Source organism: Streptomyces sp. V3I8, assembly GCF_030817535.1.
GTDB lineage: Bacteria > Actinomycetota > Actinomycetes > Streptomycetales > Streptomycetaceae > Streptomyces.
Window position 1 is genome coordinate 5,745,087 of sequence record NZ_JAUSZL010000002.1, and the last position, 21,448, is coordinate 5,766,534.

General features: G+C 71.6%; 15 protein-coding genes. 14 read left to right on the forward strand and 1 reads right to left on the reverse strand.

The annotated features are described in order from the left end of the window. The first annotated feature begins 51 nt into the window (after positions 1 to 51). The 6 genes from mreC (at position 52) to QFZ75_RS25545 (ending at position 9,068) form a co-directional block, all read left to right on the forward strand. Positions 52 to 996: a rod shape-determining protein MreC gene (gene mreC, locus QFZ75_RS25520; protein ID WP_307540466.1), complete on the forward strand. Its 945-nt coding sequence runs from the start codon at positions 52 to 54 to the stop codon at positions 994 to 996. Positions 997 to 1,010: 14 nt separating this feature from the next. Next, positions 1,011 to 1,682, forward strand: a complete 672-nt coding sequence (gene mreD, locus QFZ75_RS25525; RefSeq protein ID WP_307540468.1) for a rod shape-determining protein MreD — start codon at positions 1,011 to 1,013, stop codon at positions 1,680 to 1,682. 161 nt (positions 1,683 to 1,843) lie between these two features. Then, positions 1,844 to 4,099 carry a penicillin-binding protein 2 gene (gene mrdA, locus QFZ75_RS25530; protein ID WP_307540469.1) on the forward strand — a complete coding sequence of 752 codons (2,256 nt, stop codon included), beginning with the start codon at positions 1,844 to 1,846 and terminating at the stop codon, positions 4,097 to 4,099. Further along, entirely contained in the window at positions 4,096 to 5,295 is a 1,200-nt protein-coding gene (gene rodA, locus QFZ75_RS25535) for a rod shape-determining protein RodA (RefSeq protein ID WP_307540471.1), read from the forward strand. Before mrdA ends, rodA begins: the two co-directional genes overlap by 4 nt. A gap of 96 nt (positions 5,296 to 5,391) precedes the next feature. Next, on the forward strand, positions 5,392 to 6,906 hold the full coding sequence (locus tag QFZ75_RS25540) for a CYTH and CHAD domain-containing protein (protein WP_307540473.1): 1,515 nt from the start codon (positions 5,392 to 5,394) through the stop codon (positions 6,904 to 6,906). A 203-nt stretch (positions 6,907 to 7,109) separates the two neighbouring features. Next, positions 7,110 to 9,068 (forward strand): TIGR03960 family B12-binding radical SAM protein, encoded by a 1,959-nt coding sequence (locus tag QFZ75_RS25545; RefSeq protein ID WP_307540475.1) that lies wholly within the window; start codon positions 7,110 to 7,112, stop codon positions 9,066 to 9,068. A gap of 79 nt (positions 9,069 to 9,147) precedes the next feature. Here QFZ75_RS25545 and QFZ75_RS25550 read toward each other — a convergent pair whose 3' ends face one another. Then, on the reverse strand, positions 9,148 to 9,555 hold the full coding sequence (locus QFZ75_RS25550; RefSeq protein WP_307540476.1) for a helix-turn-helix domain-containing protein: 408 nt from the start codon (positions 9,553 to 9,555) through the stop codon (positions 9,148 to 9,150). 167 nt (positions 9,556 to 9,722) lie between these two features. Here QFZ75_RS25550 and QFZ75_RS25555 point away from each other — a divergent pair, with 167 nt between their 5' ends. The 8 genes from QFZ75_RS25555 (at position 9,723) to obgE (ending at position 21,438) form a co-directional block, all read left to right on the forward strand. Further along, positions 9,723 to 10,457 carry an alpha/beta fold hydrolase gene (locus QFZ75_RS25555; protein ID WP_307540478.1) on the forward strand — a complete coding sequence of 245 codons (735 nt, stop codon included), beginning with the start codon at positions 9,723 to 9,725 and terminating at the stop codon, positions 10,455 to 10,457. A 118-nt stretch (positions 10,458 to 10,575) separates the two neighbouring features. After that, entirely contained in the window at positions 10,576 to 11,940 is a 1,365-nt protein-coding gene (locus QFZ75_RS25560) for a hypothetical protein (protein WP_307540480.1), read from the forward strand. A 136-nt stretch (positions 11,941 to 12,076) separates the two neighbouring features. Next, the gene (locus QFZ75_RS25565) at positions 12,077 to 12,883 is read left to right on the forward strand and encodes a TIGR03936 family radical SAM-associated protein (protein WP_307540482.1); all 807 of its coding nucleotides are present in this window, start codon (positions 12,077 to 12,079) and stop codon (positions 12,881 to 12,883) included. 249 nt (positions 12,884 to 13,132) lie between these two features. Then, positions 13,133 to 17,353, forward strand: a complete 4,221-nt coding sequence (locus QFZ75_RS25570) for a ribonuclease E/G (protein WP_307540484.1) — start codon at positions 13,133 to 13,135, stop codon at positions 17,351 to 17,353. Positions 17,354 to 17,689: 336 nt separating this feature from the next. Then, entirely contained in the window at positions 17,690 to 19,036 is a 1,347-nt protein-coding gene (locus QFZ75_RS25575) for a phospholipase D-like domain-containing protein (RefSeq protein ID WP_307540486.1), read from the forward strand. Positions 19,037 to 19,250: 214 nt separating this feature from the next. After that, a complete protein-coding gene (rplU, locus tag QFZ75_RS25580) occupies positions 19,251 to 19,571 on the forward strand; it encodes a 50S ribosomal protein L21 (protein WP_307540487.1) in 321 nt (106 codons plus the stop codon). Positions 19,572 to 19,585: 14 nt separating this feature from the next. Next, positions 19,586 to 19,840, forward strand: a complete 255-nt coding sequence (gene rpmA / locus QFZ75_RS25585; protein ID WP_307540488.1) for a 50S ribosomal protein L27 — start codon at positions 19,586 to 19,588, stop codon at positions 19,838 to 19,840. Positions 19,841 to 19,998: 158 nt separating this feature from the next. Continuing rightward, the gene (obgE, locus tag QFZ75_RS25590) at positions 19,999 to 21,438 is read left to right on the forward strand and encodes a GTPase ObgE (protein WP_307540489.1); all 1,440 of its coding nucleotides are present in this window, start codon (positions 19,999 to 20,001) and stop codon (positions 21,436 to 21,438) included. Positions 21,439 to 21,448: the final 10 nt, after the last annotated feature.

The window sequence follows — 21,448 nt, forward strand, 5'->3', positions numbered from 1 at the left end:
TGTTGGGTGAGCCATACACGAATTCCGACGAGGAAGGCACGGCCGTCGCACGTGAGGGACACACGAGAGAGCCGGCTGCTCCTGGTGCTGCTGATCGCCATCGCGTTCGCCTTGATCACGGTGGACATCCGCGGGGGTGAGGACTCCCCGGTCGACGGTGCCCGCCGTGGCGCCGCCACGGTCTTCGGCCCGATCGAGGACGGGGTGTCGACCGCGGTCGACCCCGTGGGCAACGCGATCCAGGCCGTGCGGGACTCCGGTGACCGCCACGACCGGGTCACCCGGCTGGAGCGCGACAACGCCGAGTTGAAGGCGAGACTGGGCAGCGACGACCGCAACCGCAGCCGGGGCAGGCAGCTCGACAAGATGCTCAGGACGGCGGGCGCCGGGCAGTACGGCATCAAAGGCGCCGAGGTCATCGCCATAGGGGCGGCCCAGGGCTTCTCCTGGACCGTCACCATCGACGCGGGCGCCGACGACGGCATCAAGCGCGACATGACCGTCCTCAACGGGGACGGACTGGTCGGGCGCGTCACCACCGTCGGGCCCTCCACCGCCACGGTGCTGCTCGCCAACGACCCCGACTTCACGGTCGGCACACGCATGGAGTCCAGCGACGAGCTGGGCTTCGCCTCCGGACAGGGCGACCGCCCGCTGCGCGTGGAACTGCTCAACGGCAAGGCCAAGATCAAGAAGGGCGACCGGCTGGTCACCTTCGGCTCCCAGGCCGACAAGCCCTTCGTGCCCGGCGTCCCCGTCGGTCTGGTCTCCCGCGTCGACCCCTCCGGCGGCGACCTGACCCGCACGATCTACGTCACGCCGTTCGTCTCCTTCTCCAAGCTCGACATCGTCGGCGTCGTCGTCCAAGCCCCCCGCAAGGACCCGCGCGACGAGGTGCTGCCGCCCAAACCCAAGCCCACGCCCAGGCCGACCGTGACCGTCACCGTCACTCCCTCGGCCGACGCGCCCGCCGACGGCCTGCGGCAAGAGCAGTAGGAGCTGACTTCCCCATGCGCTTCAACCGAATGCTGCTCTCCACGGCCCTGGTGATCGTCGCCCTGGTGATCCAGGTCAGCGTCCTCGCCCGCCTGCACCTGCCGGGCGCCGTACCGGACCTCCTGCTGCTCACCGTCCTCGGCCTCGCCCTGGTCTACGGCCACGTCGGCGGCGCCCTCGTCGGCTTCGGCGCGGGCCTGCTCGCCGACCTGGCCCCGCCCGCCGACCACGCCGCCGGGCGCTACGCCCTCGTGCTGTGCGTCATCGGCTACCTCGCCGGACTCGCCAAGCCCGACAACGGCCAGCTCAAGTCCGCGACGGGCCCCATGGCCGTGGTCGTGGCCGCCGCGATCGGCTCCACCCTCCTGTACGCCGGAGTGGGCGCCCTCGTCGGCGACACCGCCGCCCGCCATGTCGGCCTCGGCAACCTGCTCTTCACGGCCACCCTGTACGACCTGCTGCTCGCGCCGTTCGTGGTCCCCGGGCTCATGGCCCTGGCCCGGCGCGCCGAGAACGACCCGCTCGCCGAGACGGGCGGCTCCGGGAAGTCGGCCGACGTCGGCGCGGGCCTGCTGTCCTCCGGCACGGGCCTGCGCATCGGCAGCCAGCGCGGCGGACTGAGGGCGAAGGCCGTGAAGGCCCGGGTGGCCCGCGCGGGACGCATCAAGGGGGTCAAGCGGCTGTGACAGCGGCGCTCACGACGACGGCACTCCGTACACAGCGGGCGACAGTACTCCGTACACACCGCACGGCGACGGCACACCGTACACACCGCACGACGACGGCAGCGCGTACGGACCGCACGGCGACAGCACACCGAACCAGCTGAGGGAGGGGGAGCAGCGCAGTGACCAACATTCCCGAGACCGGCCGGACCCCGCGGGTCCAGATCCGGCTCGTCGTCATCCAGATCCTCGTCCTGTCCCTCCTCGGCACCCTCGGCGCCCGCCTCTGGTACCTCCAGATCCGCAACGGCGACGAGTACGCCAAGGAGGCCTCCGGCAACCACGTCCAGCAGGTCGTCAGCCCCGCCGTGCGCGGCTCGATCCTGGACGCCCGCGGGGTGCCGATCGCCGACAACGAGACCCGGCTCGTGGTCTCCGCCTCCCGCACCGACCTGCTGAAGATGAAGGACGACGGCGACGCCGTCCTCACCAAGCTCGCGGACGTCCTCGGCATGAAGGCCTCGGACGTGCTCGACAAGGTCCGGCTCTGCGACGCGAAGACCCCGCAGCCCTGCTGGAACGGCTCGCCCTACCAGCCGATCCCCATCACCGACGAGGCCACGCCCAAGCAGGCCCTGCAGATCCGCGAGCGCGCCGAGGACTTCCCCGGCATCTCCGCCGAACCGCAGGCCGTACGCCGCTACGCCGCCCCCGGCGGGGCCAACACCGCGCAGGTCCTCGGCTACCTCTCGCCCGTCACCGACGAGGAGATCACCAAGGCCGAGGACACCGACTCGCCGTACCTGCGCTCCGACCAGGTGGGCCGCTCGGGCCTGGAGCGCCAGTACGACAAGCAGCTGCGCGGCAAGGCCGGCGTCACCCGCTACGAGGTCGACAACCTCGGCCGCGTCATCGGCCAGGCCGAGAGCGACGAGGCCCAGCCCGGCGCGAACGTCGTCACCAGCATCGACTCCCGCGTCCAGCGCGTCGCCGAGTACGAGCTGAACGAGGCCATGAAGACGGCCCGCAAGGAGCTCGACAGGAACACCGGGGTGAACTACAAGGCCGACTCCGGCGCGGTGGTCGTCATGGAGAACAAGACCGGCCGCGTGGTGTCGATGGCGTCCAACCCCTCCTACGACCCGAACGCCTGGGTCGGCGGCATCTCCGGCAAGGACTACACGGAGCTCACCGGCAAGAAGTCCAACTACCCGCTGCTGAACCGCGCCATCCAGGGCCAGTCGGCCCCCGGCTCCATCTTCAAGGTCATCTCGACGGCCGCCGCCATAAAGGCGGGCTACTCCTTCAACGGCCCCTACCAGTGCGGAGCCTCGTACTCCATCGGCGGCCAGGTCTTCAAGAACTTCGAGTCCAAGGGGTACGGCCCGATCAGCCTCGGCCGCGCCCTGGAGGTCTCCTGCGACACCGTCTTCTACAGCCTCTCCCACGAGGAGTGGAAGAAGGACGGCGGCATCAAGCCCAAGAAGAACGCCAAGGACTGGTTCTACCGGACGGCCCACCAGTTCGGCCTCGGCAAGGAGACCGGCATCGACCTGCCGAACGAGGTCACCGGCCGCGTCCCCGACCGCCAGTGGAAGACGGACTACTGGAAGGCCAACAAGGACGCCTGGTGCAAGTACGGCAAGAAGGGCGGCTCGTACGCCCAGCAGATCGCGTACGAGAACTGCCTCGAGGGCAACAGGATGCGCGCCGGTGACTCCGTCAACTACTCGATCGGCCAGGGCGACACCCTCGTCACACCGATCCAGATGGCGACGATCTACGGGGCCATCGCCAACGGCGGCACGCTCTACGACCCGACCGTCGGCAAGGCGATCGTCAGCCCGGACGGCAAGAGCGTCCAGGAGATCGAGCCGACGTCGCACGGCAAGCTGCCGATGACGAAGAAGACCCGCGACGAGATAGACGGTGCCCTCGCGGGAGTCGCGACCCGGGGATCGGCCGCCTGGAGGTTCGGCGGCTGGCCGCAGGACGAGATCCCGATGCACGCCAAGACGGGCACGGCCGAGGTCTACGGCAAGCAGACGACCTCGTGGTTCGCCACGTACACCAAGGACTACACGGTCGTCATGACCATCTCCCAGGGCGGTACGGGCTCCGGCGCCTCGGGCCCCGCCGTGCGCAAGATCTACAACGCGCTGTACGGAGTCTCCGAGGACGGCAGGATCGACAAGAAGAAGGCCCTCCTCTACACGCCGCAGAAGAACCTGCCGAAGATCGAGAAGGACGGGTCGATCGACGCCCCGAAGGCCGAGGTCTACCCGCCCAAGGCCGAGGAGCAGGCCACCGAGGAGCAGCAGCAGGCGGCGTACGACACCCCGGCCGCCACCACGGCGAACACCGCCACCGGCACCAGCCGGGACACCCGCAGGCGCTCCGCGCGCCGCCCGAAGAAGCGGCGGAGGTCGCTCGCATGACCGGCGCGAACGGCTTCTCCGTCTCCGGATACGGACCCGAACGCGGCAGCTGGACACGGGTGTTCGCCCGCGACTCGCTGGCCCGCAGGCTCGACTGGCCGATACTGTTCTCGGCCCTCGCGCTCTCCTTCATCGGCGCGGCCCTCGTCTACTCGGCGACCCGCAACCGCACCGAGCTCAACCAGGGCGACCCGTACTACTTCCTGTTCCGGCACCTGCTCAACACGGGCATCGGCTTCGCCCTGATGATCGGCACGGTCTGGCTCGGCCACCGCACCCTGCGCACGGCCGTACCGATCCTGTACGGGCTCTCCGTCTTCCTGGTCCTGCTGGTGCTGACCCCGCTCGGCGCGACCGTCAACGGGGCGCACGCGTGGATCATCGTCGGCGGCGGCTTCTCGCTGCAGCCCTCCGAGTTCGTGAAGATCACGATCATCCTGGGCATGGCGATGCTGCTCGCGGCCCGGGTCGACGCGGGCGACAAGGAGATCCCCGACCACCGCACGGTCATGCAGGCGCTGGGCCTCGCCGTCGTACCGATACTGGTCGTCCTGCTCATGCCCGACCTCGGCTCGGTCATGGTCATGGTCATCATCGTGCTCGGTGTGCTGCTCGCCTCCGGCGCCTCCAACCGCTGGATCTTCGGCCTGATCGGGGCCGGCGCGCTCGGCGCGATCGCGGTCTGGCAGCTCAAGATCCTCGACGAGTACCAGATCAACCGCTTCGCCGCCTTCGCCAACCCCGAACTGGACCCGGCCGGCGTCGGCTACAACACCAATCAGGCACGGATCGCGATCGGCTCCGGCGGCCTGTTCGGCACCGGCCTCGGCAAGGGCTCGCAGACCACCGGACAGTTCGTGCCCGAGCAGCAGACCGACTTCGTCTTCACGGTCGCGGGCGAGGAGCTCGGCTTCGTCGGCGCCGGGCTCATCCTGCTCCTGCTCGGCGTCGTCCTGTGGCGCGCCTGCCGGATCGCCCGCGAGACGACCGAGCTGTACGGCACGATCGTCGCCGCCGGGATCATCGCCTGGTTCGCCTTCCAGTCCTTCGAGAACGTCGGCATGACCCTCGGCATCATGCCGGTCGCCGGACTGCCACTGCCCTTCGTCTCGTACGGGGGGTCGTCGATGTTCGCGGTGTGGGTGGCCGTGGGACTGCTGCAGTCGATCAGGGTGCAGCGACCCATGTCGGCGTAGCCGTTCCACCGGGTCCGGCGTTGCCCGGAGGGGGCGGTTGTCCTCCGGGTGCCGCGGCCCTTACGGGGGGCGGGGTGCTGCATCTAAATTCAGGGCATGGCGGACATCAAGCGTGAGATCGAGCGTAAGTACGAAGCCGATGAGAATGCCGGACTGTCGGACCTGCCGGATCTGACCCGGGTGCCGGGCGTCGCGGCCGTCATCGACAAGGGCGTCGCCGAACTGGACGCGGTCTACTACGACACGGCCGACCAGCGCCTGGCCGCCGCGTCCCTCACCCTGCGCCGCCGCACCGGCGGCGGCGACGCCGGCTGGCACCTGAAACTTCCCGTCTCCGACGGCGTACGGGACGAGATCCGCGCCCCGCTGTCCGACACCGTGCCCCGCACCCTCATCGGCCTGGTCCGCTCCCGGGTGCGCGATGCCGAACTCGTCCCCGTCGTACGGCTGCTGTCCGCCCGGGACGTCCGCCACCTCGTCGACGCGTCCGGGGGACTGCTCGCCGAGGTCAGCGTCGACCGCGTACGGGCCGAACGGCTCAGCGGCGGCGACGGCACCGCGCGGTGGACCGAGATCGAGGTCGAGCTGGCGGACGAGGGCGACCCCGCCTTCCTCGACAAGGTCGAGAAGAAACTGCGCAAGGCCGGGGTCTCCCGGTCCGCATCGGCGTCCAAGCTGGCCAGGGCGCTGAGCGAGACCGGCCGCAAACCCCGCAAGGAAGCCGTCGTGGCGGCACCGCCGGTCACCGCCGGCGACCACGTCCTCGCGTACGTCCGCGCCCAGCGCGACGCGATCGTCGAGCTCGACCCCGCCGTCCGCCGCGACGTCCACGACGCCGTGCACGGCATGCGCGTCGCCACCCGCCGGCTGCGCAGCACGTTCCGCTCGTACGACAACGTCCTGGACCGGACCGTCACCGACCCGATCCGCGACGAACTGAAGTGGCTGGCCGGGGAACTGGGCATCGACCGCGACCAGGAGGTCCTCACCGAACGGCTCACGGCGGCCCTCGGCGACCTGCCGCGCCCCCTGCTCGCCGGACCCGTCCGCGGCCGGCTGCGCACCTGGGCGCACGCCCGCCGGACCGGCTCCCGGCGCCGGCTGGTCGCGGTCCTCGACGGCGGGCGCTACCTGGACCTCCTCGTCTCCGTCGACGCGCTGCTCGCCACCCCGCCCCTGCGCAGGGCCGCCGCGGACACCACGGAGCGGACGGTCGCGAAGGCGGTGCGCAAGGACTTCGGCACACTGTCCGGGCTGGTCGGACAGGCCGTCGACCTGCCGCCCGGGGAGGGCCGCGACCTCGCGATCCACGAGGCTCGCAAGAAGACCAAGCGCACCCGTTACGCGGCCGAGCTCGCCGCTCCCGTCCTGGGCGGGCCCGCGAAGGACCTGGCGGCCGGCATGAAGTCCCTGCAGGGGCTGCTCGGCGAGCACCAGGACAGCGTGATGGCCAGGCAGGCCCTGTGCGGCCTGGCGGCCCAGGCGCACGCGGCGGGGGAGAGCGGCTTCACGTACGGGGTCCTGTACGGACGCGAGGAGCACAACGCGGCCTCCGTGGAGGCCGGGCTGCCGGCGGCATGGGAGACGATCCGGAGCGGCAGCGCCTTCTAGGGGCACGGGGAACCGCGCGGCCGAACGCCGCGCGGCCGGCCACGACGGACCCGCGGACGCACGACACCCCGGTGCGGATCCTCCGGCCTCCGGCCTCCGGCGGAGCGCCGGGGCGGGCGGGAACTGCGAACGGCGGACGGGGCGCACCCGCGGGCACGTTAGGCTTGACAGTCATCCCTTGTCAGCTCACGAAGGTTCGCGAGATGCCTGCCGAATCCGCTGTGTCGGTCTTCCCACAGCTCGAAGCTCTGCTCCCGCATGTGCAGAAGCCGATCCAGTACGTCGGCGGAGAGCTCAACTCCACGGTCAAGCCCTGGGAGGACTGCGACGTCCGCTGGGCGCTGATGTACCCGGACGCGTACGAGGTCGGGCTGCCCAACCAGGGCGTCATGATCCTCTACGAGGTCCTCAACGAGCGCGAGGGCGTGCTCGCCGAGCGCACCTACAGCGTCTGGCCGGACCTCGAGGCCCTGATGCGCGAGCACGGCGTCCCGCAGTTCACGGTGGACGCCCACCGCCCGGTGAAGGCCTTCGACGTGTTCGGCCTGTCCTTCTCCACGGAGCTGGGCTACACGAACATGCTGACGGCGCTCGACCTGGCCGGCATCCCGCTGGAGTCGAAGGACCGCGGCCTCGACGACCCGATCGTCCTGGCCGGCGGACACGCCGCCTTCAACCCCGAGCCGATCGCCGACTTCATCGACGCGGCGATCATCGGCGACGGCGAGCAGGCCGTGCTCGACATGACGGACATCATCCGCGCCTGGAAGGCCGAGGGCCGGCCGGGCGGCCGCGAGGAGGTCCTCCTGCGCCTCGCGAAGACGGGCGCGGTCTACATCCCGGCGTTCTACGACGTCGAGTACCTCGCGGACGGCCGTATCGCCCGCGTCGTACCCAACAGGTCGGGTGTCCCGTGGCGCGTGTCCAAGCACACGGTCATGGACCTGGACGAGTGGCCCTACCCGAAGCAGCCCCTCGTGCCGCTCGCGGAGACGGTCCACGAGCGCATGTCGGTGGAGATCTTCCGCGGCTGCACCCGCGGCTGCCGCTTCTGCCAGGCGGGCATGATCACCCGCCCGGTCCGTGAGCGCTCCATCACCGGCATCGGCGACATGGTCGACAAGGGCCTGAAGGCCACCGGCTTCGAGGAGGTCGGCCTGCTCTCCCTCTCCTCGGCGGACCACTCGGAGATCGCCGACATCGCCAAGGGCCTCGCGGACCGCTACGAGGAGGACAAGGTCGGCCTGTCGCTGCCCTCCACCCGGGTCGACGCGTTCAACGTGGACCTGGCGAACGAGCTGACCCGCAACGGCCGCCGCTCCGGACTGACCTTCGCCCCCGAGGGCGGCTCCGAGCGCATGCGCAAGGTCATCAACAAGATGGTCTCGGAGGAGGACCTGATCCGGACCGTCTCGACGGCGTACGGCAACGGCTGGCGCCAGGTGAAGCTGTACTTCATGTGCGGCCTGCCCACCGAGACGGACGAGGACGTCCTGCAGATCGCGGACATGGCGATGAACGTGATCGCCGAGGGCCGCAAGGTCTCCGGCCAGAACGACATCCGCTGCACGGTGTCCATCGGGGGCTTCGTCCCCAAGCCCCACACCCCCTTCCAGTGGGCGCCGCAGCTCTCCGCCGAGGAGACGGACGCCCGCCTGACGAAGCTCCGCGACAAGATCCGCGGCGACAAGAAGTACGGCCGCTCCATCGGCTTCCGCTACCACGACGGCAAGCCCGGCATCGTCGAGGGCCTGCTCTCCCGCGGCGACCGCCGCATCGGCTCCGTCATCCGCGCCGTCTACGAGGACGGCGGCCGCTTCGACGGCTGGCGCGAGCACTTCTCGTACGACCGCTGGATGCGCTGCGCCGACAAGACGCTCCCCGCCTTCGGCGTGGACGTCGACTGGTACACGACACGCGAGAAGACGTACGAGGAGGTCCTCCCCTGGGACCACCTGGACTCCGGCCTCGACAAGGACTGGCTCTGGGAGGACTGGCAGGACGCGCTCGACGAGACGGAGGTCGACGACTGCCGCTGGACGCCTTGTTTCGACTGCGGCGTGTGCCCGGCCATGCAGACCGAGATCCAGGTCGGTCCGACGGGTAAGAAGTTGCTGCCGCTGACGGTGAAGACGCCGGTGGCGGGCGGGCACGTCCACTGAGGTGAGCGGGCGTCGTGATGCGGCGCGCGGGACCCGGCGGGACGGCAGCGAGAAAGCGGCGCTGCCGTCCCGCGGCTTTTCAGGGCCCGTCGGTCGTCCCGGCGGTCTCAGTGGTCTCGGCGGTCTCGGCCGTCTCGGCGGCCTCGTGGAACGTGACGACCGCCTCGCCGTTGGAGCGTGCCCAGACGGTCAGGGCGGCGATGGGTTCCCTGAGTGTGCCGCCGAGTTCGGTCAGGGCGTACTCCACCCGTGGGGGCGCCTCCGCGAACACCCGCCGCTCGACGAGCCCGTGGGCCTGCAGCCGGCGCAGCGTCTGCGTCAGCACCTTGCGTGAGACCCCGCCGATCAGTTCGACCAGTTCGCCGTGGCGCAGCGGACCGTCGCTCAGCGCGAACAGCGTGACCACGGCCCACTTGCTGGAAATGATCTCGATGGCCAGCCTGGCGGGGCAGTCGGCGAGGAAGACCGTCCCGGGGCGCAGGCTCATGGACCGAAGGGTACCTTTCGGTACCTGACGGCTCCCTAGTGTCGAAGACGTGCGGCGCCCAACCGGGACGCGCGTACGCACGCACGTATCGCACGTATCGCACGTGTCGCGTGCACGCGCGCAGCCGCACCTGTCAGCAGACCCCCTCGCACCTCTCGGGATGAGCCATGCCCACGCAGCACACCTATGTCCTCGTCCACGGCGCCTGGCACGACGGCCGGGTCTGGAGCCGCGTCGCCGCGCTGCTCACCGCCGGCGGCCACCGTGTCCTCACCCCCTCCCTCACCGGCCACGGTGACAAGGCCCCTCTGCTCGGCCCCGGGGTCGGGCTCACCACCCACGTCGACGACGTCGTCGGCCTCGTCCTCGACCAGGATCTGAGCGACGTCGTGCTCGTCGGGCACAGCTACGCGGGGATGGTCGTCTCCGGTGTGGCGAACCGGATCCCGGACCGCGTCTCGCGCCTGGTGTATCTCGACGCGATGGTGCCGGTGCACGGTGAGAACGCCATCGACGTCATGCCCGTCACACAGGTCATGATCGACGCCGTCGCGGCCACCCCCGAGCCCTGGCGCATTCCGCCGCTGCCGGAACTCCCCGCGCCGTTCGGCCTGTTCGGTGTCACCGACCCCGACGACATCGCCTGGCTCAAGGCCATGCTCACGGACGAGTCGGTGCTCTGCTTCCAGCAGCCGGTCGAACTGGACGACCCCGCGCAGGCCCTGATCCCGAGGACGCACATCCTGTGCGTCGGCGACGAGCCGGCGGGCGTCACCCGGCGGCCCGTCCCGCGGACCCAGCCCAACGGCGAACCGTCTCGCGTCCACGAGCTGCGGAGCGGCCACGACTGCATGATCACCAACCCCGGGGAACTCGCCGACCTCCTGCTCCGGAACGACTGATCCGCGCACCCAACCCTGTCGGGGCCGACGGCGGTCCGTTCGAGGACGGTTCGAGGAGGAGCGCGGAGGAATGCTCCGATTCTGCATCCGTACAGGCCGCTGACGCGTCCTGATGGACATGGACCTCGAGAAGTCGCCGCAGCCCGCACCGTCCGGGACGTCACCCGCGGTCTCCGTGGCGCCCGCACGGCAGCCGGATGCCGCCCCGGAAGGGTGCCTCGCCGTCGCCGTCCGCATCCCGGTGCGGATCGTGGTCTTCGTGCTGGTCGTGCCGGTGCGGATGGTCTGGGACGCGCTGGTCGTGGGGGGCCGGCTCCTCGAGGACCTGGTGTTCCGGCCGCTGGGCCGCGCCCTGCAGTGGGTGTTTGTGCCCGTCGGGCGGGCCCTCGCATGGCTGGTGCGAGGCGTCGCGGCCGCCGTCGGGCACACCCTGACCTGGCTCGCCAAGCTGGTGTTCGTCTGGCCGTGGGTCGGACTGTGGCGGTACGTGGTCGTGCCGGCGGGGCGTGTACTGGGCCGGCTCGGGTACGTGCTGCTCGTCGTCCCCGGGCTGTGGCTGTACGCACGGGTGCTGACGCCTCTCGGGCACGGGATCGTGTGGACGCTGCGGGGAATCGGGTCCGGCTGCGCCTGGCTGTGGCGGGTCGCGGTGCTGGCCCCGGCGGGTTGGCTCCACCGCGCGTTGCTCGCACCGGCCGGGCGGGCCCTCGCCTGGCTGGCTCGGGGAGGGTGGGCCGGTGCCGCGTGGATCGCCCGTGGGACGTGGGCCGCCGTCGCCCGGGTGGGGCGGGGAGCGTGGGCCGGCGTCACCTGGGTCGCCCGCGGTGTCGCCTGGGTCGCGCAGGGTGTGTGGGCCGCCGTCGCCTGGATGGGGCGGGGCGTGTGGGCCGGTGTCACCTGGGCCGCCCGTGGGATGTGGGCCGGTGTCGCCTGGGTCGCGCGGGGAGTGTGGGCAGCCCTCGCCTGGGTGGGACGGGGGGTCTGGGCCGTCGTCGCCTGGCTCGGCAGGGGCGCCGGGACCCTGCTGTGGTGGACGCTCGTCGTGCCCCTCCTCGCCCTGTGGCGCCGGGTGCTCGCCCCGGTCGGGCGCGGCCTCGCCGTCGTCGCGCGGGAGATCGGTGAGGCCCTCGGACACGCGTGGCGGATCGCCGGGTACGTGTCACTGGCCGTCGGGCGGTTCCTCGGGCGACTCCTGCGGTGGATCTTCGTCGAGCCGGTGCGCTGGGCGTACCGGAGCGTGTTCACTCCGGTGGGCCATCTGGTGCGGGACATCTTCTGGCGGCCCGCGGCGGAAGCTGCCCGCAGTGTGGGACGCGCCACCCGGCAGGCCCTGGCGAGCGCCCGTGAGACGGCCCGGCAGACCCGGGCGGACGTCCGCCGCATGCTCTTCGGGGCGCCGCGCGAGCCCGAGCCCGTACCCCTGCCCGCACCCCGCGCGGAACCGGATCCGGTGCGCCTGGTCAAGCCCGGCGGACCCCTGTAGCGCGCACCGGGCCGCTCCCGGGGGGAACCGACGGCCGCCGGGACACGTACTCTAGGTAGTAGTACGACCGCACCTCACGAAGGACTGAGCGACACTGGGCAAGCGACAGCCCGAAGGCCCGCCGCCCGCACCCGCGGTGCAGCGCATCCGACTGCGCTACACCAAGCGCGGCCGCCTCCGGTTCACCAGCCACCGTGACTTCCAGCGTGCCTTCGAGCGCGCGTTGCGCCGAGCCGAGGTGCCCATGGCGTACTCGGCGGGGTTCACGCCGCACCCGAAGGTGTCGTACGCCAATGCCGCACCCACCGGCACGGGCAGTGAGGCCGAGTACCTGGAGATCGCGCTCACCGACGCGCGCGATCCCGAGAAGCTGCGCCTGCTCCTCGACGAGTCGATGCCCGTCGGGCTCGACATCATCGACGCCGTGGAGGCCCGTACCCCGGGTCTCGCCGACCGGCTCACCGCGTCCGTGTGGGAACTGCGCCTCGACGGCGTGTCCCCCGAGGACGCGGAGCGCGCGGTCGACGTCTTCACGGCGGCCGAGAGCGTCGAGGTCCGGCGCAAGGCGAAGAACGGCATCCGCACCTTCGACGCCCGCGGCGCCGTCGCGAGCCTGGAGGCGCTCGGCATGCGGTCCGGCACGCCGTCGGAGGCGTCCGGACCACAGGCTGATAGGCCGACCGACCAGGCTTGTGCGATACTGCGGCTGGTTGTTCGGCACGTGACGCCTGCCGTTCGACCTGACGACGTCCTGTCCGGTCTTCGAGCCGTGGCCGACCTGGCGCCGCCGGTCCCCGCAGCGGTGACCAGGCTGGCGCAGGGGCTGTTCGATGAAGAGACCGGCACGGTGACCGACCCGCTCGCGCCCGACCGCGAGGCAGCAGCATCCTCTCCGGCTCCGTCCGGGGACACCGCAGTTGCCGCCGCGAAGGCGTCGGCGTAAGGAAGGTCCCGCGTAGGGACGTACGTCGAAGCGCCGCCCTCGTATCCGGGAGCCACCTGGGTCGGGCAGCGCACCGACCACAAGACTTTCGCCAGGCCGTGCGCACACAGGGCGTACGGAACCGGCGAGACAGGACACAGAGAGCTCCCGTGCGGCGCCCGCGCCCCGGACGGCGGCACCGCGCAACGCGCGAGCCGCGGACGTCACCGGATCCGCGGCGCCCGGGAGCCTGACGGGAGATCCACCCGCATGCTCGAGCCGACCGAACCCACCGAGCCCACCGATTCCTCGACGGGCCGAGACGACACCCCCAGCGACACGCTGCCGCCGCGCCGGCGGCGCCGCGCCGCCTCCCGCCCCGCGGGACCCCCCTCGGCGAACGCCGAGGGCGCCGCCGTGGCGGAGACCACGGCGCCGGCCACGGCAGCCGCGACCTCCTCCGACTCCGGCCTTGACTCCGACTCCGTCGTGGACGAGGCACCGCAGACCCAGGAGACGACGGACGCGGCGGCCGATACCGCCCCCGCCCCGCGTGCACGCCGTCGCGCCACCCGCCGCGCGTCCGCTCCCGCGGGCGCGCCGCAGGCCCCGGCGGACACGGCCCCGGCGGACGACGCCGTGCCCACCGCTGCCGCGCAGAGCGACGAGGCCGCCGAGGCCCCGGCCACCGCGCAGCCCGCGACGGAGGAGACACCGGCCGCCGAGGCCGCTCCCGCCCCGCGTGCGCGCCGTCGTGCGACGCGCCGGGCCACCGCGCCCTCGGGTGCGCCGCAGACGGCCGGCACCGAGGCCGCCGCGGTGACCGCCGAGACACCCGCGGCCGAGGAGACCCCGGTCACCGCCCCGGCCGCCGAGGAGACTCCGGCCGTCGAGGCGGACACGGAGACAGCCGCCGAGGCCGCTCCCGCCCCGCGTGCGCGCCGTCGTGCGACGCGCCGCGCCACCGCACCCGCCGGTACGCCGCAGGCGGAGACCGAGGGCACCGAGGCGGCGCCCGCCGAGGCCGCCGCCGAGCCCACTCGCCGCGCCGCCCGGTCGAGGACCGCGCGCGCCGAGACCCCCTCCGCGACCGAGCCCGCCGAGGCCGTCGCTCGCGACGAGCGCAGGGAGGCCCCCGTGGCCGCTGCCAGGAACGACCGGTCCGCCGAGACCGAGACCCCCGCCGACGCCGAGGACGCCACCCCGCGCCGCGCCCGCCGCCGGGCCACCCGCAAGGCGGCCGGAGGCTTCTCCGCGCCCGCGCCGCGCAGGACCGGCGAGGAGTCGGCCCGGCGCCCCGCGCGCCCCGCGGTCGCCGTCTTCCAGGCCCCCGTCTTCACCGAGCCGATGTTCCAGACGCCGGAGCGCGCCGCGGCCGCCGCCGCTGCCGAGGCGGCCGAGGAGACCGAGGACGTCACGGAGCAGGTCACGGAGCAGGTCCAGGAGACCGCCCCCGTGGCCGCCGAGGAGGAGACCGGCGGTCCGCGCCGTCGCCGTCGCCGCGGCAGGGCCGAGGAGCCCGCCGCCCCGGCCGAGCGCGCCCCCGTGGAGCGTGCCCCCGAGGTCGAGGAGCCGGCCGACGAGGAGCCCGTCGAGGAGGAGTCCGCCGAGGACGCCGCCGACGGCGAGGACGGCGAGGAGGGCGGTTCGCGCCGCCGTCGCCGCCGCGGTGGCCGTCGCCGCCGCCGGGGCGAGTCCGCCGACGCCGACGACGACTTCGCCGGGGAGCAGGCCGAGAGCGACGAGCAGCCCGCCCGGTCCGCCGCCGACGCCGAGGACACCGCCGAACAGGGCGAGCAGGCCGAAGAGGACGACACGGACGCCGAGGACGAGCACGAGGACGGCGGCGGCTCCAGCAGCAGCCGTCGCCGCCGTCGCCGTCGCCGCCGCGCCGGTGACTCCTCCGGCGAGGCCGAGTCCGGCGACAGCGACCCCGAGCGCACGGTCGTCAAGGTCCGCGAGCCCCGCAAGAAGGAGGAGCGGACCCACGACAGCTCGGACGAGGTGCAGTCCATCAAGGGCTCGACCCGTCTCGAGGCCAAGAAGCAGCGCCGCCGCGAAGGGCGCGAGCAGGGCCGCCGGCGCGTCCCGATCATCACCGAGGCCGAGTTCCTGGCCCGCCGCGAGGCCGTCGAGCGGGTGATGGTCGTCCGCCAGAGCGGCGAGCGCACCCAGATCGGTGTCCTCGAGGACGACGTGCTCGTGGAGCACTACGTCAACAAGGAGCAGTCGACCTCGTACGTCGGCAACGTCTACCTGGGCAAGGTCCAGAACGTGCTGCCGTCGATGGAGGCCGCCTTCATCGACATCGGCAAGGGCCGCAACGCGGTGCTGTACGCCGGTGAGGTGAACTTCGAGGCGCTGGGCATGGCCAACGGCCCCCGTCGCATCGAGAGCGCCCTGAAGTCCGGCCAGTCGGTCCTCGTGCAGGTCACCAAGGACCCGATGGGCCACAAGGGCGCCCGGCTGACGAGCCAGGTCTCGCTCCCCGGCCGCTACCTGGTCTACGTGCCCGAGGGCTCGATGACCGGCATCAGCCGTAAGCTGCCCGACACCGAGCGCGCCCGTCTGAAGACCATCCTCAAGAAGATCGTCCCCGACGACGCGGGCGTCATCGTGCGCACCGCCGCCGAGGGCGCGAGCGAGGACGAGCTGCGCCGCGACGTCGAGCGGCTCCAGGGGCAGTGGGAGGACATCGAGAAGAAGGCGAGGAGCGGCAGCAGCTCGAACGCACCGACGCTGCTGTACGGCGAGCCGGACATGACCGTCCGGGTCGTGCGCGACATCTTCAACGAGGACTTCACCAAGGTCATCGTCAGCGGCGACGAGGCGTGGGACACCATCCACGGTTATGTCGCGCACGTGGCCCCCGACCTGGCGAACCGGCTGTCGCGCTGGACCTCCGAGGTCGACGTCTTCGCGTCGTACCGGATCGACGAGCAGCTCGCCAAGGCGCTGGACCGCAAGGTCTGGCTGCCCAGCGGCGGTTCGCTGGTCATCGACAAGACCGAAGCGATGATCGTGATCGACGTCAACACCGGCAAGTTCACCGGTCAGGGCGGCAACCTCGAGGAGACGGTCACCAGGAACAACCTGGAGGCGGCCGAGGAGATCGTGCGCCAGCTGCGGCTGCGCGACCTCGGCGGCATCGTCGTCATCGACTTCATCGACATGGTCCTGGAGTCCAACCGGGACCTGGTGCTGCGGCGCCTCCTGGAGTGCCTGGGCCGCGACCGTACGAAGCACCAGGTGGCCGAGGTCACCTCGCTGGGTCTCGTCCAGATGACCCGCAAGCGGGTCGGCCAGGGCCTGCTGGAGTCGTTCTCGGAGACCTGCGTCCACTGCAACGGGCGTGGCGTGATCGTGCACATGGAGCAGCCGACCTCCGCCGGTGGCGGTGGTGGCGGCAAGCGCAAGAAGCGCGGCCGCGGCGGTGCCGAGCAGACCCACGAGCACGACCACGCGCACGAGCACGAGGCGGACACCGACGAGGTGGCCGAGCACGTCGAGACGGCTGCCGAGGTGGCCGCGGAGGCCGCCGAGCCGGTCGCGCTCCCCGAGCCCGAGTTCGTACCGGACGAGGACCTCTACAGCAGCGCCGCCGAGGCGGAGGCCGCGGCCACCCGTGGCGGGCGTTCGCGTCGCCGGGCGAGCCGGCGCGCGTCCGCTCCCGCGGGTGCGCCGAGGTCCGAGTCCCGCCGCTCCGAGCGTCGCGGCGAGGCCCCGGCCGCGCAGTCCGTGACGCCGGAGGAGGAGGCCGAGCGGCCCGTGCGGCAGGAGCCGGCCGCGGTCGCGCAGGCCGCGCCCGCCGCCGCCGAGGACCCGGTGGTGGAGGCCCCGGTCGCCGCTGAGCCCGAGACCGAGGCCCCTGCCGTCGACGACGCGGCTCCCAAGGGCCGTACGCGCCGTCGGGCGACCCGCAAGGTGTCCGCGCCGGCCGGTTCGCCCGCCGCGGCCGAGGAGGCCGTCGTGACGGTCACCGAGCCGGTGGCCGCGCCCGCCGAACCGAAGCCCGAGGCCCAGCCCGAGTCCGCGGTGCAGCAGGACGCCGCGTCCGGGGCCGCCGCCCCGGCGGAGCAGCCCGTCGCCGACAGCGCCGCCCCGGCCCGTCCCCGGCGCCGTGCGGTCCGCAAGGCCACCGCGCCGACCTCGTCCGCGGAGACCGCCGTCGTGGTCGTCCCGTCGACGCCGTCGGAAGCCCCGGCGCAGGCCGCCGAGGCCTCTGCCGAACCGTCGCCGGAGTCGTCCGGCGAGGGCGGGGAGGCGCCGGTCAAGAAGACGGCGGCCCGCAAGACGGCCAAGAAGGCGCCGGCGAAGAAGGCCGCCGCGAAGAAGACGACGACGGCCGCCAAGAAGACGGCTGCCAAGAAGACCACGGCCAAGAAGGCGACGAAGACCGCCAAGACGGCCGCGAAGTCGACGTCCAAGAAGACCGCGGCGGCCGAGCAGCTGACGCCGTCCACCGTCACGGCCTCCACCGACGAGGACTGACGGGGGTCAGGTAGTACCGAGGACGCCCCCTCGCCCGGCTGATTCACAGCCGGGCGAGGGGGCGTCCGTGCATCCGCCGGAAGGTGCCGGCCCGTCAGGAGGAGGCGCCGCCGTCACCCGTACGACCTGCGCGGTTACCGCAACGGCCTTTCGGGCGCCCGTTTTGACGGGGCGTGAGACGGTTTCTCGGGGCGTCGGGGACGTCACATTCCTCCCCTGCTTCTTGGAAGGCGATCACTTACCTGTAAAACTCATGCAATCGTTGGTACGCACATGGATACGCACACGCGGGCGCGCGTCGGGGAGACGCTCGCACGTGTCAGGGGAGGGGATCACATGGCGCGCGTGCGCCTGCAGGGCACCGGGCGGCACCGTGCTGTGAAGCCGGTCAGGGGCGGCCGCCAGGCCGTGGCGCTGGCGACGGTCCTGTCCGCGGCGGGCGTCCAGGGCGTCGCGTCGGCGGGGACGGCGCAGGCCGTCGACAACCCGACGTGGACCGAGGGGCCGATCTTCAACGACCCGCTCGGCACCGCCGACCAGCAGGCCGTGATCCGTACGCGGCTGATCGAGCTGACGGACTCCGCGCTGCCCGGTTCCACGATCAAGGTCGCGGTCTACCACGTCTGGGAGGCCGGCGTCGTCGACGCGCTCGTCGCCGCCAAGAACCGCGGTGTGCGCGTGCAGGTGCTGCTCGACGAGTCCAGCGTCAGCGACCGCCCGGCCAACACCGCGTACGGGACGCTCGCCTCGGGTCTCGGCACCGACCGCACCCAGGGCTCGTACGTGGCGACCTGCCCGAAGAAGAAGTCGTGCCTGGGCGACCCGCAGTTCGGGCAGTCGATCATGCACAACAAGTTCTGGCTGTTCTCGGCGGTGCGGGGTGCCACGAACGTGGTCGTCGAGACCACCTCGAACTCGACGCCGTCCGCGCACACGCGCTTCTTCAACGACGCGCTGCTGCTGCCGAACAACCCGACGATGTACGACGCGTACGCGGACTACTTCGACACGATGGTCACGCGGGACTGGAAGTCCTGGAACTACCGCACGGTGAGCAACGGCCTCTACAAGGCATACTTCTTCCCCCGCACGGGCAACTCCCGGGCCACCGACACGGTGTACTCGACCCTCAACAACGTCACCTGCAGGTACAAGGACACCGCGGGCGTCACGCAGTCCACCAAGGTCCGGGTGGCGATCTTCAAGATCACGCGGCTGGCCATCGCGGAGAAGCTGGTCGACCTGAAGAAGGCGGGCTGCTCGGTGAGCATCGTCTACGCGGAGTCGGACAGCGCCAGGAGCAGCGGCGGCACGAAGGGCACCTGGGAGAAGATGCACACCTCCGGTGGCCCGACCGTGCGCTGCTACAACGACGACCGGGACCCATTGAACCCCGGCGCGAAACTGGTCACGCCGTACATCATCCACTCCAAGTACATCCTCGTGGACGGCGTGTACGACGGCGTGCGGAACAAGATCAGCTTCACCGGCTCCGGCAACTACACCGGCCCCGCGCTGCGCGAGAACGACGAGTCGATCGTGAAGGTCGACGACGACGCCGTGCACGACATGTACAGGATCCACTTCGACCGGGTGACCAAGGTCGCCTACCCGGGCACCAAGGACACCACGGACCTGTGCAAGGGCGTGAAGCCGCTGCCGGCGGACGGCGAGCCCACGTAGTTCTCCTGCCCGGCCGGGCAGGGGCCGCGGGGCTGCAGGAGCCCGGTTTGACCCCCGGGACGGGGCCCCGTAACCTTGCCCATCGGTGTGTTTGTAGACGCACCGCATTCCCGTAAACCTCTTCCTCCCGGTGGCTCGCGCCCCGGGAGAGGCCGTCTGCTTCCTCGGCGGCTGGACTGCGGGGATTCCGATTTCGAGTGAGAGTGAGATCCGCGTGTACGCCATCGTGCGCAGCGGTGGTCGCCAGCACAAGGTTGCTGTCGGCGACATCGTTGAGGTTGACAAGATTTCCACCGGCAAGGTCGGCGACACCGTCGAGCTCTCGACCCTGCTCGTGGTCGACGGCGACGCCGTGACCAGCGACCCGTGGGTGCTGGACGGGATCAAGGTCCAGGCCGAGATCGTGGATCACCACAAGGGCGTCAAGATCGACATCCTTCGCTACAAGAACAAGACCGGCTACCGCCGTCGTCAGGGCCACCGCCAGCAGTACACGGCGATCAAGGTCACTGAGATCCCCGCGGCTGCGAAGTAAGGGACTGAGGAGAGATGGCACACAAGAAGGGCGCATCGTCCACCCGGAACGGTCGCGACTCCAATGCTCAGCGGCTCGGCGTGAAGCGCTTCGGCGGTCAGGTCGTCAACGCCGGTGAGATCCTGGTCCGCCAGCGTGGCACCCACTTCCACCCCGGCGCGAGCGTCGGCCGTGGCAAGGACGACACGCTGTTCGCGCTGGCCGCCGGTGCGGTCGAGTTCGGCACGCACCGTGGCCGCAAGGTCGTGAACGTCGTTCCGGTCGCCTGACCGGATCTTTCGCGAGGCGGACCTCACTTCCCGTACGGGAAGCGGGTCCGCCTTTCGCGTGTTTCAACTGAGTAGTGATCATTGTCCGACGGCGACTGCCGACGACCGGACGGTGGTCATCGATGAGAGATTTCCGTACGTAACTGGAGGCACATTCCATGACCACCTTCGTGGACCGCGTCGAGCTGCACGTCGCCGCGGGTAGCGGAGGTCACGGCTGTGCCTCCGTCCACCGGGAGAAGTTCAAGCCCCTCGGTGGCCCGGACGGCGGCAACGGCGGCCGTGGCGGTGACGTGATCCTGGTCGTCGACCAGTCCGTCACCACGCTCCTCGACTACCACCACTCCCCGCACCGCAAGGCCACCAGCGGCCGGCCCGGCGAGGGCGGCAACCGGTCCGGCAAGGACGGGCAGGACCTGATCCTGCCGGTGCCGGACGGCACGGTCGTCCAGGACAAGGCCGGCAACGTGCTGGCGGACCTGGTGGGCCACGGCACGACGTACGTGGCCGCGGAGGGCGGCAGGGGCGGTCTCGGCAACGCGGCGCTGTCCTCGGCCCGCCGCAAGGCGCCCGGCTTCGCGCTGCTGGGTGTCCCCGGCGGCATGCAGGACATCGTCCTGGAGCTGAAGACCGTCGCGGACGTGGCGCTGGTGGGCTACCCCAGCGCGGGCAAGTCCTCGCTGATCTCGGTCCTGTCGGCCGCGAAGCCGAAGATCGCCGACTACCCGTTCACCACCCTCGTCCCCAACCTCGGCGTCGTCACCGCCGGCTCGACGGTCTACACGATCGCCGACGTACCGGGGCTGATCCCCGGGGCCAGCCAGGGCAAGGGCCTGGGCCTGGAGTTCCTGCGGCACGTGGAGCGCTGCGAGGTGCTGGTCCACGTGCTGGACACGGCGACCCTCGAGTCGGACCGCGACCCCCTCTCCGACCTCGACACGATCGAGGAGGAGCTGAGGAACTACGGCGGCGGGCTGGAGAACCGGCCGCGGCTGGTCGTCCTCAACAAGATCGACGTGCCGGACGGCAAGGAACTGGCCGAGATGGTCCGCCCGGACCTCGAGGCCCGCGGCTACCAGGTCTTCGCGATCTCCGCGGTGGCCCACATGGGCCTCAAGGAGCTGTCCTTCGCCCTGGCCGAGCTGGTCGCGAAGGCGCGTGCGGCCAAGCCGAAGGAGGAGGCGACCCGGATCGTCATCCGCCCGAAGGCGGTCGACGACGCCGGCTTCACGGTGGTTCCGGAGGAGGACGGGCTGTACCGCGTACGGGGCGAGAAGCCGGAGCGGTGGGTCCGCCAGACCGACTTCAGCAACGACGAGGCCGTCGGGTACCTCGCCGACCGGCTCGCCCGTCTCGGGGTCGAGGACTCGCTGATGAAGGCGGGGGCGCGGTCGGGCGACGGCGTCGCGATCGGTCCCGAGGAGAATGCGGTCGTCTTCGACTGGGAGCCGACCGTGATGGCCGGGGCCGAGATGCTCGGGCGCCGTGGTGAGGACCACCGCTTCGACGCGCCGCGCCCCGCTTCGCAGCGGCGTCGCGACAAGCAGGCGGAGCGGGACGAGTCGGACGAGGAGTTCGACGAGTTCAACCCGTTCTGACGGCCACCGT